Origin of the sequence: Kitasatospora sp. MBT63 (assembly GCF_000710465.2) — a bacterium.
Taxonomy (GTDB): Bacteria; Actinomycetota; Actinomycetes; order Streptomycetales; family Streptomycetaceae; genus Kitasatospora.
The window spans coordinates 8,606-24,287 of record NZ_JAIZ01000806.1; the positions used below are offsets into that span (position 1 = coordinate 8,606).

General features: G+C 70.7%; 13 protein-coding genes and 1 tRNA gene. 9 read left to right on the forward strand and 5 right to left on the reverse strand.

Features of this window, described 5'->3' with window-relative positions; translation table 11 throughout:
- The first annotated feature begins 65 nt into the window (after window positions 1–65).
- The 7 genes from AA75_RS53865 (at window position 66) to AA75_RS41860 (ending at window position 6,542) form a co-directional block, all read left to right on the forward strand.
- On the forward strand, window positions 66–560 hold the full coding sequence (locus AA75_RS53865; protein ID WP_199520555.1) for a transglycosylase family protein: 495 nt from the start codon (window positions 66–68) through the stop codon (window positions 558–560).
- Between the two features lie 101 nt (window positions 561–661).
- The gene (locus tag AA75_RS41835; protein WP_033825765.1) at window positions 662–1,378 is read left to right on the forward strand and encodes an alpha-ketoglutarate-dependent dioxygenase AlkB; all 717 of its coding nucleotides are present in this window, start codon (window positions 662–664) and stop codon (window positions 1,376–1,378) included.
- 219 nt (window positions 1,379–1,597) lie between these two features.
- On the forward strand, window positions 1,598–2,461 hold the full coding sequence (locus AA75_RS41840; RefSeq protein ID WP_033825766.1) for an acyl-CoA thioesterase II: 864 nt from the start codon (window positions 1,598–1,600) through the stop codon (window positions 2,459–2,461).
- Window positions 2,462–2,562: 101 nt separating this feature from the next.
- The gene (locus AA75_RS41845; RefSeq protein WP_033825767.1) at window positions 2,563–3,351 is read left to right on the forward strand and encodes a DUF1684 domain-containing protein; all 789 of its coding nucleotides are present in this window, start codon (window positions 2,563–2,565) and stop codon (window positions 3,349–3,351) included.
- A gap of 225 nt (window positions 3,352–3,576) precedes the next feature.
- Window positions 3,577–4,908, forward strand: coding sequence for an MFS transporter (locus AA75_RS41850; RefSeq protein WP_149038695.1), 1,332 nt, complete (start codon window positions 3,577–3,579; stop codon window positions 4,906–4,908).
- Window positions 4,909–5,088: 180 nt separating this feature from the next.
- Window positions 5,089–5,162 (forward strand) — tRNA-Pro (locus tag AA75_RS41855).
- A 666-nt stretch (window positions 5,163–5,828) separates the two neighbouring features.
- Window positions 5,829–6,542 carry a hypothetical protein gene (locus AA75_RS41860; RefSeq protein ID WP_033825768.1) on the forward strand — a complete coding sequence of 238 codons (714 nt, stop codon included), beginning with the start codon at window positions 5,829–5,831 and terminating at the stop codon, window positions 6,540–6,542.
- Window positions 6,543–6,629: 87 nt separating this feature from the next.
- Here the strand turns inward: AA75_RS41860 and AA75_RS41865 are convergent, their stop codons facing one another.
- Window positions 6,630–7,838, reverse strand: coding sequence for a hypothetical protein (locus AA75_RS41865; RefSeq protein ID WP_051740740.1), 1,209 nt, complete (start codon window positions 7,836–7,838; stop codon window positions 6,630–6,632).
- 505 nt (window positions 7,839–8,343) lie between these two features.
- Between AA75_RS41865 and AA75_RS41870 the strand changes: the two genes are divergently transcribed.
- Complete coding sequence (locus AA75_RS41870) at window positions 8,344–10,050, forward strand: proline--tRNA ligase (RefSeq protein WP_033825769.1); 1,707 nt, start codon at window positions 8,344–8,346, stop codon at window positions 10,048–10,050.
- Between the two features lie 57 nt (window positions 10,051–10,107).
- Window positions 10,108–10,962: an HpcH/HpaI aldolase/citrate lyase family protein gene (locus tag AA75_RS41875; RefSeq protein WP_051740742.1), complete on the forward strand. Its 855-nt coding sequence runs from the start codon at window positions 10,108–10,110 to the stop codon at window positions 10,960–10,962.
- Window positions 10,963–10,968: 6 nt separating this feature from the next.
- Here the strand turns inward: AA75_RS41875 and AA75_RS41880 are convergent, their stop codons facing one another.
- The 4 genes from AA75_RS41880 to AA75_RS41895 are packed head-to-tail and all read right to left on the reverse strand — an operon-like array spanning window position 10,969 to window position 15,674.
- Window positions 10,969–12,330, reverse strand: a complete 1,362-nt coding sequence (locus AA75_RS41880; RefSeq protein ID WP_055731121.1) for a phenylacetate--CoA ligase family protein — start codon at window positions 12,328–12,330, stop codon at window positions 10,969–10,971.
- Between the two features lie 50 nt (window positions 12,331–12,380).
- Entirely contained in the window at window positions 12,381–13,424 is a 1,044-nt protein-coding gene (locus AA75_RS41885; protein WP_033825771.1) for an Ldh family oxidoreductase, read from the reverse strand.
- Window positions 13,425–13,428: 4 nt separating this feature from the next.
- Window positions 13,429–14,988: a hypothetical protein gene (locus AA75_RS41890; protein ID WP_033825772.1), complete on the reverse strand. Its 1,560-nt coding sequence runs from the start codon at window positions 14,986–14,988 to the stop codon at window positions 13,429–13,431.
- The gene (locus AA75_RS41895) at window positions 14,985–15,674 is read right to left on the reverse strand and encodes a hypothetical protein (protein ID WP_051740744.1); all 690 of its coding nucleotides are present in this window, start codon (window positions 15,672–15,674) and stop codon (window positions 14,985–14,987) included. The genes AA75_RS41890 and AA75_RS41895 overlap by 4 nt, the downstream gene beginning before the upstream one ends.
- Window positions 15,675–15,682 lie beyond the last annotated feature (8 nt).

A 15,682-nucleotide genomic window follows, 5' to 3' on the forward strand; every position in this document is an offset into this window, starting at 1 on the left:
CCCGGACGGCCGCTTTGCGGCCGTCGCCGCAGGCGTCCCGGAGCGGCCGCCCCTACCGTCGGTGGATGGGCCTAGCTGCGCTGAACCGGGTGCCTGCGGTCGTCGTGGCCACCGCTGTCGCCGCCGTTCCCGTGCTTGCCGGTGTTCCCCTGCCGGCGGCCGCTACCCCGCAGGCCGTGGCCGCGGCCGCGAAGCCGGCCTCGACCGCCGTCCGCACCGCCGCCGCTTCCGTACGGGCCGTCGGCGCCGTACGGTCCGTCCCCGTCGTACGGGCCGGTGGCACCGTGCGGGCCGTGCGGCGCACCCCCGACGAGGTCTGGGACCGGATCGCCGAGTGCGAGAGCGACGGCGACTGGCAGGCCGACACCGGCAACGGCTACTACGGCGGCCTGCAGATCTGGCCGCCGACCTGGCGCGAGGCCGACGGCCTGCGCTTCGCGGCCCGCCCCGACCTGGCCACCCGCCGCGAACAGATCACCGTCGGCGAGGAGATCCTGCGGCAGCAGGGCTGGGAGGCCTGGCCCGGCTGCGCCGCGGACCTCGGGCTGCTGCCGGACTGAGCGCCCTGGAGCCCAGCCCACGTGCCCCGCCCTCGAGCCCTGCCCTCGAGCCCTGCCCGGGAGACCAGTTCGGGTCCCGCCGGCGGTGCGAGGATGGGGGCGTGCCAGGCGAACTGTTCCCCCGCGAACGCTCCGACCCGGCCCCCGGGGCCGTCCTGCTGCCCGACTGGCTCACCTTCGCCGAGCAGCGCGAGCTGGTCGCGGCCTGCCGCGAGTGGGCGCGCCCGCCGGCCGGCCTGCGGACGGTACGCCTCCCGACCGGCGGCGAGATGTCCGTCCGTACGGTCTGCCTGGGCTGGCACTGGTACCCGTACGGCTACGCCCGCACCGTGGTGGACGGCGACGGCTCACCGGTGAAGCCCTTCCCGCCGCTGCTCGGCACCCTCGCCCTTCGCGCGGTCGCCGACGCGTACGGCCCGGGCGCCGGCGCCCACGCCCTGGACCACGAGGCCGCCGGCCCGGTGGCAGCGCGGCCGGAGATCGCCGGGGCAGCCGGGTACGCGCCGGACGTCGCGCTGGTCAACCACTACGCCGAGGGCGCGCGGATGGGCCTGCACCGCGACCGCGAGGAGCGCGTCGACGCCCCGGTCGTCTCGCTGTCGCTCGGCGACAGCTGCCTGTTCCGGCTCGGCAACACCGAGACCCGGACCCGTCCCTGGACCGATCTGGAGCTGCGCAGCGGCGACCTGTTGGTCTTCGGCGGCCCGTCCCGGTTCGCGTACCACGGTGTGGTCCGTACCCTCCCCGGCACCGCGGATCCGGAGCTGGGGCTGAGCGGCCGGCTGAACATCACCGTCCGGCAGTCCGGGCTGAGCTGATCCCGGAGCCCCGCAGCTGCCGCTGCCCGCGCTGCCGCCGCCTTGGGCTTGCCGCTGCCCGGGCTGCTCCGCCCGGGCCCCGGCGGCCGCTCACCCGGACGGCGGGAATTCCCCGGCGGCGCGCAGACTTCTGGGTAGACGAAGGCGGCGGGACCGGGTGGAGCGTGCCATCCGGGGCCGGCCGCGGGCCGGGAACCCCGGCCCGGAGAGGGAGAAATCATGGGAACGCCCGTCGACCAGCTCGTCGATCTGCTGGACCTGGAGCAGATCGAGCTCAACATCTTCCGGGGCCGCAGCCCCGAGGAGGCCCTGCAGCGGACGTTCGGCGGCCAGGTGGCCGGCCAGGCGCTGGTGGCCGCGGGGCGCACGGTCGAGGACGGGCGACCCGTTCACTCGCTGCACGCCTACTTCCTGCGCCCCGGCGTGCCGGGGGTGCCGATCGTCTACCAGGTCGACCGGATCCGGGACGGCCGTTCCTTCACCACCCGCCGGGTCCTCGGCATCCAGCAGGGCCGCTCGATCTTCGCTCTCACCGCCGACTTCCACCTACCCGAGCAGGGCGGCATCGAGCACCAGGACGCCATGCCCGACGTGCCCGCGCCCGAGGACCTGCCGAGCGCGCTGGACGAGGTCGGCTCCAAGCTCGGCGAGCTGCCGCCGTTCATCAGCCGCCGCCAGCCCTTCGACATCCGGTACGTCGACCGGCTGAGATGGACCAAGGAGGAGCTGGTCGGCGTCCAGCCGCGCAGTGGTGTCTGGCTGCGCACCAACGGAGCGCTGCCCGACGACCCGCTGATCCACGTCTGCGCGCTCACCTACGCCAGCGACATGACGCTGCTCGACGCGGTCCGCGCGCCCGTCGAGCCGCTGTGGGGCCAGCGGAACTTCGACATGGCCTCGCTCGACCACGCGATGTGGTTCCACCGCCCGTTCCGGGCCGACGACTGGCTGCTGTACCAGCAGGAGTCGCCGATCGCGCACGGCGCCCGTGGCCTGGCCCGCGGGGAGATCTACGACCGCAGCGGGCAGCTGGTGGTCTCCGTCATGCAGGAAGGGCTGTTCCGGCCGCTCGCCGGCCGCTGAGCCAAGGCCCCCGGGGTCAGGGCCGGCGCCGGAGAGGTACAGACCGAGCACCCGCGCAATCCGTCCAACCGATCGAGCCACAGCTGGGAGGGGATGGTCCGATGACCGCCGCCGAGGACTGGAAGCACTGGACCGAGGCCCGTACGGCCGCCGCCGGCGCACCGCACGGGCCGCTCGCGCTGACCGGGACGCACTGGCTCGAGCCCGAACCGGCCGCGATCCCCGGGCTGCCGGGCCGCTGGTGGGCCGCCGACGGAGCGGTCAAGGTGAGCCTCGCCGCCGCCGACGGCATCCGGCCGGAGGGCGCCGCCGAGGACGGGCCGGCCCTCGACGGCGAGGTCACGCTGCTCCCGGACACCGATCCCGGGTCCCAGCCGCTGACCTACGGCGACATCCGGCTCGTCCCGATCGAGCGGGAGGGCGAGCTGGCGCTGCGGGTGTTCGACCCCGCCTCCCCGGCCCGCGCGGCGTTCGCCGGGATCACCGTGTACCCGTACGCGCCGGAGTGGGCGGTGCAGGCGGTCTTCACTCCGTTCGAGGACCAGCAGGCGGTGGTGGTCCCCAACGCGGACGGCCGGGAGCGCCCGCTGGACGTGGCCGGCCGGATCGCGTTCCGCCTGGCGGGGGAGGACCACACCCTCACGGTCAGCCGCTCCGGCGACCGGCTGTCCGGGGTGATCGCCGACGGCACCAGCGGCCGGGAGACCTACCGCTTCCGCTTCATCACCCTCCCGGCCCCGGATGCCGACGGCCGCACGGTGCTCGACCTGAACCACGCTTATCTGCCGCCGTGCGCCTTTGCCGACCACTTCGTCTGCCCCTTCCCGCCGCCGGGGAACCGGCTGACGGTCGCGGTGGAGGCCGGGGAGAAGCAGGTGCTCTCGAAGTGACCGCGGGCGGGGCGGCCGGGGTGTCCGCGACGGTTCCGGTCCGTCCGGGGTGGCCGAGCGCTGCGGGTCGTCGTTCCGGGACGACCCCGGCGTGGGCGCCGATGGGCGGGTGGACGAACATAAGTCTCTGTGTCGACAGAGCAACCAACCGCCGCTGAGACCCCCGCCGGTTCCCCCGAACCCGCGGCCCCTGCCGGCCCCGGGGAACCAGGGGCCCACCCCGACCTGACAGCCGACCGGCGCCCACGCACCGGCCGGCTCTCCGCAGCCGCCCGCGGCGCCCTCGCGGACATCGGCCCGATCCGCGACAACCCCGACTACCGGCGGGTCTGGCTCGGCCAGTCGGTCTCCGCCATCGGCCAGCAGATGACCGCGGTCGCGGTGGCGGTCCAGGTGTGGGACCTCACCGGGTCCACCTTCGCCACGGGCCTGGTCGGCCTGTTCTCGCTCGGCCCGCTGGTCGCGTTCGGACTGTACGGCGGCGCCGTCGCCGATCGCGTCGACCGCCGGAAGCTCGGCCTGATCGGCTCGGCCGGCCTGGCCGTGGTCTCGGCGTTCCTGGCCGCGCAGGCACTGCTCGGACTGGGCGTGGTCGCGCTGCTGTACGCGGCCGTGGCGGTGCAGGCGGCCTTCTTCGCGCTCAGCTCCCCGGCCCGGTCGTCGATGATCCCGCGCCTGGTCCCCCGTCACCAACTGCCGGCCGCCAACGCTCTCAACACCATCAGCATGAACCTCGGCATGACCGTCGGCCCCATGCTCGGCGGCATGCTGATCGGCGCGTACGGCGTCCGCGCGGCCTACCTGGTCGACACGGTCGCGTTCGGCGCGACGCTGTACGCGATGTGGCGGCTGCCGGCGATGCGACCGCTGGCGGCGGACGGCGGGGCGGCGGACGGTGGGAGGGCCGACGGCGGGGCGGCGGACGCCTCGGGCGGGGAGCGTCGGCGGGCCTCCGTCCTGGACGGGCTGCGCTTCCTTCGTGACCAGCCCAACCTGCGGACCAGCTTCCTCGCCGACCTCGCCGCCATGATCTTCGGCCTGCCCCGCGCCCTGTTCCCCGCCATCGCCGTCGGTTTCTACGGCGGCGGCCCGGGGACCGTCGGCCTGCTGGTCGCCGCACCGGCGGTGGGCGCGCTGGCGGGCGCCCTGTTCTCGGGGTGGATCGGGAAGGTGCACCGGCACGGGCTGGCCGTCCTCGCGGCGGTCTGCGCCTGGGGGCTGTCGATCGCGGCGTTCGGGCTGGTACGCGAGCTGTGGCTCGGGCTGCTCCTGCTCGCGGCGGCGGGCTGCGCGGACACCGTCAGCATGATCTTCCGCAACACGATGATGCAGGTCGCGGCCCCCGACGAGATGCGCGGCCGGCTCCAGGGCATCTTCATCGTCGTCGTAGCCGGCGGCCCCCGCCTCGGCGACTTCGAGTCCGGCACCGTCGCCTCCCTCTGGTCACCCACCGTCTCCGTCGTCACCGGCGGCCTCGCCTGCGTCGCCGCCGTCCTCCTCCTCGCCGCCCGCCGCCCCGCCTTCCTCCGCTACGACGCCCGCCACCCCACCCCCTGACCTGCTCCTTCCCCCAGACCCCGGCCCGGGCGACACCCTCACCACGCCGCACCCGGGCCCACGGAAACCTGGCAGCGAGCACCCCTCCACGTGCTGTATTGTTTTCCACGTCGCCGGGAGACCGGGGACAAGGTCGAGAAGCCAAAGATCACCGCAAGGTGACCGGAGGCGCCAAGACCACGGGACGTGGCGCAGCTTGGTAGCGCACTTGACTGGGGGTCAAGGGGTCGCAGGTTCAAATCCTGTCGTCCCGACGTAAGTCGGAAAGGCCGTTGGCCGGGTTAACACCCAGGTCAGCGGCCTTTTGCATGACGACCCGTCAGGAACCAAGGGAATTGGTTCGCGTACTGTTTGGGACCACTTTGGGACCAGCGGAGCCTGGAGCCCTTCCGGCGGGTGCGCGTGGGCCCGAAATGCCCGCTTTCCTGGCTACTCTAAGTGACCGTTGTCAAGCCGTAATAGTCGATTTTCGGTCACGTTCTTGGCGGAAATCAGGCTTGTGTGGCGAAAGTTGGCCACGCCTGACCGCCCCTCAGGTGGCGTGACCGTGTCTAGCCCGACACAATCCCCCCGGCCCGACTAGCGCGGGCGACCCCAACGGCGCGCCATGTGCATGGGCTGGTGGCTCTCTGTGATGATCTCTTCCCCGAACGGGGCAAGGCGCCGAAGGCGGGGTGGCCGTGGAAGTTCTCGGTAGGCTCGCGGTGGCCTGAGGAGGTGTCAGTGCGACGGGTCAGTGAGGTCACGAGGTACCGGTACTGGTCGGAACGGCAGATCCGCGCCCTTGGGCGGGACAATGGCCTCCGCCTGGAGGCCGCGTGGCAGTTTCCACCGCAAGCACCCCATCCTCCCTATTCGGCATCTCGCTTCCCGCGGTCGGCCTCCAGCACGCGGAAGGCCGCGAACGGAGTCGGAAGCACGTGGCCGACCGGCTCGTAAGGGCACTGCGAGATCAGATCGCCGTCACCTACGACGAGCCCCAGGTGCTGCTTGCCAGCGGGCTGGGTAGGGTCGCGTTCTCGGCCTTCACGGACGGACCTGCCCGGGAGAAGGGTGTCGTGCTCCATGCCCGTACCGAGAGCAGCTCTGGCCGGAGGGTCGACCTGTGCTTGTTCGGCAGCGTGGACAACACAGTCGACTTCCGGGCCGGCGAGGCGGTCGAGGGGAGCTCTTCGTCCGCCTGGTCCGCCGTCGCCCAACTCCTCGAAAGCCGAGGCACCCGGACCACCTCGCAGTGGGACGAGCCAGGACTCGCCATCGAGGCATTGAAGATCGCACTCGGGGGCAGGGAAGGGGCCCAGGGCGGCTCGCCGGAAGAACCGTGGACACGCCCGTGGGCCCTCGGTCATGCCACCGACGTCGAATGGCTCGCGGTGATCTACAGCGACGTCACGCTCGACCCCGAGCGGTGGGACTTCGACGGCACCAACCTTGAAGGCACCCAGCGGATCATTGTCGGGGCTCCGCTGTGGGTGCGCACGGCCGGCCCTCAAGCAGTGGTCCGGTATGCCGACCTACGCCAACCGCAGACACCTCGGTTGGCTCGGTGGCGCCGTCCGGGGGTCGTCAGAGCGGGCGATGACCACCTACGCGCGGGCGCCGTTTCCTGGGCAGGCTCGACCCCTGAGCGGTGATGATCGCAGGCCAGGTCGCCGTGAAGCACCACACCACCCGCTCCTTCGCCGACTGCGCGCCGACCTTGGCCGGGCGTTGGCCACGGCCTACCAGCTTGCCGCAGGGCCCAGTTGCACGAGCAAACGGTCGATTGGAAACCCTGCCTCTCTGGTGTCGAGCGCAGTGACTGGCATAGCGATATCGGTGTCAGAGATGAGCCGCTCGGCGATCAGCTGCGGGACGAGCAGGGCCACCGTTCCGTCCGGCCAGTTCGTGGCCACCTGGTACATGGCGAGAACCCCCGCTTCCCACTGGCTCAGCGGATCCCGGGAGCGGCCGAGGTAGCTGTCGAACGTCGTGGGCGGTACCGACACGGCCAGTAGCCGCCGGGGCGCCGCCTTGTGCATGTCGACTACGGAGCGGGCTTGCGCGCACCAGGACGCGACCAGCTCGTCGAGCGCAGCGTATGCCTCGTCGCGGCCCTTGCGGCGTTGGCCGAAGGCGCCGTGCAGGACCAGTGACGCTGAGGATCGGTCGTCCTCGAGCGCCAGCCACGAGCGGGCCGTGTCCGCGGCCCAATCGTCCCAGGCCCTCCGCAGTACTGGCGCGGCTTGATCCCCCAAGCCGGTGAAGCCTTCTTTCGACGCGAGGTCGTGAGGTGGCTCAAGTCGGGTGATGGCTGCGGAATCGAGCAGGGCGTCGGGGCGCAGTAGCGCGGCGAAGGCATGCCGTTCGGATTCGATCACGGCTGCGAGCGCGTCCAGGGTCGGCTTCGCCCATGTTGCGAGCCAAGGGTGGGCCGCCACGGCGGAGTTGCTCTCAAGCATGGAGTCGTGGAGGTGGCGCCAGTGTCCGTGGTGACGCTCGCGGATGAAACGGGCGCGTGCGTACCGGTCCGACTCCGCCTCGTCGTGCTCGTCTCCTCGGGGGTAGTCGCCTTGGGCGAGCACGGCAGCGGCGTCAGCCTCCTTGGAGGGGTCGAAGTCCACGTCCGGCGAAGGATCCGGGCCGGTATACGACGTCACTCCCAGTACGTCCCGGACCGCGTTAGTAAATGTGACCAGCGGATCACCGAAAGGCATCGGCCAGAAGCAGGTGCCGCACAACCGCTCCGCCGCCTCGCCCAGTTTCACCGTTACTGCTTCGACGGTCCGGGAGGAACGGAGCGATCCGCAGGTCTTCTTCCCGTGGAGTTTCCCGTTCCGGGAAGAGGCCGTGAAGCAGCTCAGAGGGATGCCCGCCAAGGGGCCGAGCGGCACGTCGGTGCTGAGGACGCGGCCGAGGTCCAGGCGGTAGTTGCGTGGGTCGAGGGGCATGGGTGCAGGCTAGCCAACGGCTCCCACCGAGGAGCGCCAGCTCCGTGGGAAACCAGCTAACTTCTTCGGGCTGATCGTTCGCTATGTCCGAGCCGCCGTTCGGTGGCGCAGGTATGGCGGCAGGGTGAGCGCCAGCTGCGCGACCTCCGAGGCTGGCAAGGCGAGGTCGAGCCGAGAAACGTGCGGACGACGCCGACGACGCCGCTCTCGGCATGCCGGTGGGCCGTCGAACCGTTGCACTGTTATGGCGAGCGGCTCTCAGCTGATGGGCAGTTAGAATCGGCGTGAGTTCTCCCGGTGCGTCCGGTCGTTGCCGTGGAGATCCTCAGCTGATCCGGTGGGTCGGGCTCGCGAGTCGTCACGCAGTGGGCGCCGGCTGGGGCTGACCGGCAGCCGCTAATGGGCCGCCGCGCCCAGGCGCAACGCACTACAATCCGTGTCCTGCCAAGAGCCCTAGGCGACGGTCGCCCCAATCCATCGGCTGCTCGAACGAAAGTTGCTGGTCATGCGCTGGTCTCAGATGCACATCCCCACCCTTCGTGAGAACCCGGCGGAAGCTGACGCGCCAAGCCACCAGCTGCTGCTTCGCGCGGGCTTCATCCGTCAGCTCATGGCGGGCCACTACTCTCTGCTGCCGCTCGCCGTCCGAGTGCGCTCGAAGGTCATCACCATCATCCGCGAGGAGATGGCGGCCATCGGAGCGCAGGAGTTCACCCTGCCGGCCATGCACCCCGCCGAGATCTGGCGGCGCAGTGGCCGGTGGGAGGTGATGGGCGATGAGATGTTCCGCCTCAAGGACCGCAAGGGTGCTGATCTGGCTCTGGGGATGACCCATGAGGAGATCTTCACGTCGTTGGCGGCGGAGCTGAAGTCGTACCGCGAGCTTCCTCAGATGTGGTACCAGTTCCAGACGAAGTTTCGTGACGAGCCGCGTGCCAAGGGCGGCCTGATGCGGACCCGGGAGTTCACGATGAAGGACTCCTACAGCTTCGATCTCACCCAGGACGGGTTGGACCGCTCGTTCGACCTGCACCGCGAGGCGTATGTGCGGATCTTCGCCCGTCTGGGAATTCCCGCCATTCCGGTGGAGGCGTCGAGCGGCAGCATGGGCGGGTCGGCATCGACGGAGTTCATGTGCCCGGCCGAGGTCGGCGAGGACTTCGTCGTCCACTGTCCCTCCTGCGGCTACGCGGCCAACATCGAGAAGGCCACTTCCCGGCTGGCCTCGGCGGCGGACGCCGCCGGCCCTGGTGCTCCCGAGCGGTTCGATACCCCCGGTGTGCGGACCATCGAGGACCTGGTCTCGCGCTTCGACGCGTCGGCGGACCGGCAGGTGAAGACGCTGGTCTACGTGCTGGACGAGCAGCTGACGCTGGTTCTGCTGCGTGGCGACCACGCCCTGGCGGAGCAGAAGCTCGCGGATGCCACCGGGGCGAACGCACTGCGGCCCGCACGTCCGGAGGAGATCCAGGAAGCCCTCGGCGCGCTGCCGGGCAGCCTCGGCGCAGTCGGTGTCACGTCGCTCACCGTCCTCGCGGATGAGGCCCTGCGCGGGCGGACGGACATGTTCACCGGCGCGAACGCGGACGGCGTGCACCTGCGGGGCGTGGACGTGGAGCGGGACATTGCCGTTTCCACCTGGGCCGACCTGCGTGAGGTCGCGTCCGGGGAGCCGTGTGTGCAGTGCGGTGAGCCGCTGCAGGTGCAGAAGGCTATCGAGGTCGGGCACATCTTCAAGCTCGGCACGAAGTACACCGACGCCTTCGACGTGACGGTCCTGGACACTGACGGCACGCCCAAGAAGATCATCATGGGCTCCTACGGCATTGGCGTCGAGCGTGCGATCGCGTCCGCTGTCGAGTGCCACCATGACGACAAGGGCATCGTCTGGCCGGTCTCCATCGCGCCGTTCGAAGCCGTCGTCACCGTGGCCCAGCCCGACGACGAGGCGACTGCCTCGGCCGGCGAGCAGGTCTATCAGCAGCTCCTCGCCGCGGGCGTGGAGACGGTGATCGACGATCGCACCGAGCGCGTGGGCGTGAAGTTCAAGGACGCCGAGCTCGTCGGCATCCCGCTGCGGGTGACCGTCGGCAAGCGCGGACTCGCCGACGGCGTCGTGGAACTCACCGACCGAGCCTCGGGCGAGACGCAGCGGATCCCGCTGGACGAGATCGCCGCCTGCGTGCGCAAGGGCATCGACTCGGCCAAGTAGAAGCACCTTTCGTCAAAGAAGATTGATGATCAGTCACCCGCTGGTAGCGTCCAGCGGGTGACTGGCCTGTCTGAACATCACAGCGCACCGAACGGGCTCCTGAGCCGGCTACAGCTCCTTCGGCAGCCGCAGCCAGGGGACGGAGCGAATGCGGGCCTGCTCGGCCTGTTCCTGCTCTGGAGCGAGCCCGGCATCGCCGAGTTGTGCGGCCTGCTCCCGCTCGACTTCGTCGTGATCGACATGGAGGCCGGGGCACTCGGCAGGCCCGAAGTCCTGAGAATGACGCAGGCCATCGCAGGTCGGCCAGTGTCGGTTCTGGTGCGAGTCCCCTCACATGACCAGCAGGCCATAGAGCACGCCTTGGACATCGGGGCCGACGGCGTGATGGTGCCCAAGGTCAGTACGTTGGCGGAAGCCGAGGCGGTGGCCGCAGCGACGCGCTTCCCGCCGGCAGGGCACCGCGGGGTCAACCCGGTGCGTGCCTCCGGCTACTTCGGTGACCTGCCCGGCTACTTCGAGCAGGCCAACGAACGGGTTCTGTGCGTTGTGCAGATCGAGACGGGCACGGCAGTGGAGAACGCCGAGGCGATCGCGGCGGTACCGGGCATTGACGGCCTGTTCCTCGGGATGGGGGACCTGGCGATGGACCTTGGCCAGCCAGGGGTGACGACCGGCCCGCTGATGGACGAGACCCGCGCACAGGTCCTGAAGGCCGCCCGCAGGCACGGCAAGCTCGCAGGGGCGTTCGCCTACTCACTTCCTTTGGCCCGGGGGTACCGGGCGGAGAGCTTCGACATGATCGCCGTCGGCAACGACATCAAGCTCCTGCGCGAGGGTATCGAGCAGACTCTCGCGGCGGTTCGCGCGCCCGGCGGACCGGCGCTGCCCGAAGGGTCGGGCGGCGCAGACTGACACCGCTCAACCGGGATCGGTCTGCCGCAAGGCGTTCAGCGCGCCGAAGCCGCGGTCCTGCCTGTTGACGGGCAGGTCGCAGATGCACAGGCGGAACTTGCCCGTTGTCGAGGACGGCATCTGCGTGAGCCGTTCGAAGGTGACCTGGAAGGGGAAACCGGCCAGCTCCCGGATCAGGCCGGCGACCTGCATCGTTACGGAGTCGTCCACAGCCCTGTGTGCGACGATGCGGACCAGCAGCGCGTCCTCGCGGTGCTGGACGACCTGGAACCAGTCGACGTCGGGGAATTGGCGCAGTACGTTCGAGAACAGCTGGGGGTGGACCAGGCCGCCTTCCGGAGTGCACAGCAGGTCCTGACTGCGCCCGATGACCTGCGACATGGAGGGCAGTGCGCAGTCGGCGGTCGCCGGAGTGGCCAGGGGCGTGGCGAGGTCGCCGGTGTCGTAGCGCAGCAGCGGCATGGCGCGGTTGTTGAGCGTGGTCACCACGACCCGGCCGGCCGTTCCGGACGGGCAGGGTTGCCCGGTGTCGTCCAGGATCTCGACGTAGCTGTGTTCGGCCTGGATCCGCAGGCCCGCGTGGTCGCGTCCCTCGTGGGCGATGATGTTGGTCTCGCGGCTGCCGTACTTGTCGAAGACCTCGCAGCCGAATGCCTCCTCCATCTCGGCCCGCATCACCGCGTTGAGGGGCTCAGCGTTCGGCTGGACCGCTCGCAGGCCCGGCAGCCGCACGCCCTGCGCGCGGGCGAGGCGCGCCAGCAGGTACAGGGCGGTGGCGTAGCCGCTGATCAACGTCGGCCGGTGACGGACCAGGCGCTCGAGGAGCCGGTGAAGGGATTCGTCGTCGAGCCGGAAGGCGTTGAGCTCGATCCGGTTGGTCAGGGCATTGTCGAGGCGGTCGCGCCGGCTTCGGGTCTCGAAGTAGGTGGGCGCTCCCCACACGAGTGCGAACGGCTCTCCCAGGCGCCAGTTGCCGCACCAGGCGTAGGTGCGCAGCTGGTGGGCCCGGCACCACCGGTCGAAGTCGCGGTCCTGCCAGAACTCCACCCGCTCCCCGGTGGAGCCACTGCTCTGCCTGCGTTGCAACGGGCTGCTGGCTGCGGTGCTTGAAATGAGGGTCCTGCCCGCGGAACGCAGGGCTGCCCGCGACAGGACGGGTAGGCGCCGGTAGTCCTCGGCGTCACGGATCCGCTCCGGGCGCAGGCCGTGCCGGTCCATCAGCGCCCGGTAGTAGGGAACGTTCTCGTAGCTGTGCGCCACAAGCGCCTGGAGCTTGCGGAACTGGAACGCGCGGACCCTGGTCGGCTCCCAGCGCTGGCTGTGCTCCAGGAGCGCGAGGCGCCGCCGCACGTCCGAGTCTCCCCGCATGGCCTGGCTAGTCCAGTACAGGAGGCGGGCCGCGTCAGGCGCAAGGGGGTTCACAGGAGGTCCTTTCCGTCGGCAAGGTCGAGGAGGGCCAGCCACTGGCGTTGGCTCATGCGGATCGTCTCGCCGAGGTCGGCACGACTACTACCGGGCCAATGGACGGTGGGAGAGGAGGCTTCCACGTGGGAGCGGACGGCTTGCATGTCCTGCAGAACCTCCTCGTAGGCGCGGCCCGCGAGAGCGGGCGAGAGCCCGATGAAGAGGCCGCCGTTACCGCGCTTGTCGGCGTCGTCCCGTACGAAGCCAGCCCCGGAGATCACCCCGGCGAGGAGCTCGACTGCTACCCCGAGGGCGAAGCCCTTGTACCCGTGGGTGCCGCCGAGGGGGGTCATGAACGCGGTCGGAGGGTCGCTGTACAACCGCCCCGGGTCGGTCACCTCTGACCCGGCCGCATCGACGAGCCACTCGCCAGGCACCGGGGTTCCGTCGAGCCAGTGCTGCCGGATCCTGCCCTCGGAGACGGTGCTCGTCGACATGTCGAGGACGAACGGGTCCGGTTCGGCGGGTACGGCGATCAGCAGAGGGTTGGTGCACAAGCGCCCGTCCTCGCCCTGCCAGGGCATGACGCGCTGCCCGGCCCCGAGGTAGTTCACGAAGCCCAGCACCGCGCCCCCGCGCAGGGCCACCGCCCTGCCGATCCCGGACAGGCGCCCGATGTGCCCGGCGCCGGCCAACGCAACCGCGCACAAGGGATGGGCTTCCAGCAGCTCAGACAGGTTCGCCGTCACGGCGTCCGCGGCCAGCACACCGAACCCGCCCTGCCCGTCGACGACCCGCACCTGGCTGCTGTGCGCGCAGACGGTGGGGCGGGCAGCGACATCGAGCAGGCCGGCCGCAGCGTCCTGCACGTAGTCCGTCAGCCGCAGAATCCCATGCGAGCGCACGCCGCCGACCTCGTTGGCGACGAGATCGCCCACCACCCGCTCCGCGATGTCGGCCGGTGTCCCTATCCGCAGGAGCGCACGCCGCCCGACGTCCAGTGCCTCGCGCGGCTGCAGCTCGATCGTCTCCGGCCGCTCGCCGGACATCTCGCTCATGCGCTCACATCCGAGGCGAGACGAAGGCGACCGTCTCCACCGGCTTACCGGTCACGACGCACGGTTGCGACCGGCCGGTGCGGCAGAAGCCGAGCACCTCGCCGCGGCGCAGCGCCGCGACCTCGCGCACGGCCTCCTCGCTGACCGACAAGCCGCAGACCGCCACCAGACGCTGAGCCAGCACCTCGGGCAGGTCGGACGCCGTAGCCGGCACCAGGCGGCTGCGAGCGAACTCCCACGCGCCTGCTGTGAAGGCGGAACCCAGGTCCGCGAGCAGAGCCCGCAGCTCTGCCGAAACCTCCAGCGGATCGCCGCAATGGACGGTGCACTCCTCGCCGGTGTCGGCGCGCCTGATCACCGCCTTCCACTGCTCGCCCGCAGTGCGCGGCTCGAACAGTTGGACCATGACCGGCACTCCACGCGGCTGCCACTCCCGCCGAGCCTTCGTCAACGCACCCGCACTCTCGCAGACGACCTCCCGGACGAGGACCCCACTTCCCGCCAGACCGCGGGCCAGGGCGCTGCCGCCCTGTGGCGACGAGGCCTGGGCGCGCACGAGTATGAGCACCTGGACCGGCGCCAGATCGGGATGGATGAACAGCTGCTGCCGCCCATGCAGGCCCAGCATCAGGTGGGCCATCAGCATCCGCCGCGACGTGTACCCCGCCAGCTGCTGACTGAGGTGGAAGGCGCCTTGCTCCCGGAAGCCGATCCGGTACGGGCGGGAGAACCGCGTGCCCTGGTCGTACAGGCACGCGATCTGGCCCGTCGCCCCCAGCGGTAGCGGCGCGTCGGCCGCCACCGCCAGGTCCGCCACCTCGGCCCGATTGGTCCACGGAGGCCGCGTGCTCCACACCACCGGGACGTGGAAGCGACCGATCAGACCTGCCACCATGTCCCTCAGCCGCCGCAGGTCCTGCTGCTGCGCCGCCCGGTCGGCGTGGGCGCAGTGGAACTCGAAGACATCGTCGTGCTCGGTGGTGTGGAACACTCCCCGGCCGCCGTGCCGCCCACCGCGCACCGGCCGGAAGTACCGGGCGCGCTGGTACATCCGGATCGGAAGATCACCGCGTCCGGAGACGGCCCGAGACCAGTGGGAGTAGATCACCATCTCCCCGGTCGGTGTGAGCACCAGCCGGGGCTTGCCTTGTGCCAGGTCGGTGTCCGTGCCGACGAGGAGCAGCCTGTCGTGGAGGTCCACGACCTCCCGGGTGGGTTCCGCCACGGACAGGGGCACGGTGTGGGGGTACTCGTGCTCGGCGAGGCCCGCGTCCTCGTACGCCGCCCGCACCAGGTGCCGGAACCGCTCCATCAGCGCCACCCCGTACGGCAGGACCACCGCCGCACCGGTCGCATCGATCGCGCGGTTGTCCAGGATCTGCGCCTCGCGCAGCACCCGGGTGAAGTCACCGACGTTGAACGGCCCCCGCGCCAGCACTTGGCGAGTGCTGCGGGCCGGCTCCTGCCACTCCAGGCGACCCTGCGGTTGAAGAGACAGGCTCGGCTCCCAATCGCCGGTCCAGAGTGTCTCGACATCGGCGGCGCTGACCTGTGGCCCGCTCACCGCAGGCTCCCGGACGTCGCGCCCGCGTTGGCTAAGACCGCCTCGACCTGGGATATGACCACCTCGAACACTTCCTCGCGGCTCCGGGCGGCGTCGACCACCATCACGTTCGGCTGGGCCTGTGCACAGGACAGGTACAGCTCGCGGTACTCGGCCAGGTCCGCGACGTTTTCATCGCGCCCTGGTCGGCCGCGCAGCGCAACCCGCTCGACCGCCAGTTCGGCGGGAAGATCGAGGACGACCGTGAGGTCCGGAGCCGGAGCGTGGCTCAAGATCACGTCGATGTCGGCACGGGGACACCCGGCCCGGTAGGCGTTGACCCGCCGGTCGAGGAGGTGTCGGTCATGGAGGAGCACCGTCCCGGGTCCGACCGTCCTGGCCGCCGCGCGGTCGAGCCGCACCTCCTCCAGCGCCATCACGTAGTCGACATACCGAGCGTCAAAGGCGAATCGGGCACTTCCGGGATCGCCGTGGTGCTCGGCCGCGTAGTTGAAGAAGAAGGACGAAAGGAACGGATCGCTGGGATCGATGATGCCGGTGTTGTTCTGCCGGTAAGCACGGGGCAGGTTCCCGACGACCCGCGTAGGCGTGCCCCGCGTCTCGAGCTCCGTCTGCAGCGCCTGGCACAACGTGGACTTGCCACCCCCGTCGATCCCACACACCGCGATGCGCACATGTTCGGTCACGTCGCCCG

Coding starts and splice junctions, on each gene's coding strand:
- AA75_RS53865 (WP_199520555.1), top strand. CDS start 66: ATGGGCCTAGCTGCGCTGAACCGGGTGCCTGCGGTCGTCGTGGCCACC.
- AA75_RS41840 (WP_033825766.1), top strand. CDS start 1,598: ATGGGAACGCCCGTCGACCAGCTCGTCGATCTGCTGGACCTGGAGCAG.
- AA75_RS41845 (WP_033825767.1), top strand. CDS start 2,563: ATGACCGCCGCCGAGGACTGGAAGCACTGGACCGAGGCCCGTACGGCC.
- AA75_RS41865 (WP_051740740.1), bottom strand. CDS start 7,838: ATGCCCCTCGACCCACGCAACTACCGCCTGGACCTCGGCCGCGTCCTC.
- AA75_RS41870 (WP_033825769.1), top strand. CDS start 8,344: ATGCGCTGGTCTCAGATGCACATCCCCACCCTTCGTGAGAACCCGGCG.
- AA75_RS41880 (WP_055731121.1), bottom strand. CDS start 12,330: ATGCGGGGAGACTCGGACGTGCGGCGGCGCCTCGCGCTCCTGGAGCAC.
- AA75_RS41885 (WP_033825771.1), bottom strand. CDS start 13,424: ATGAGCGAGATGTCCGGCGAGCGGCCGGAGACGATCGAGCTGCAGCCG.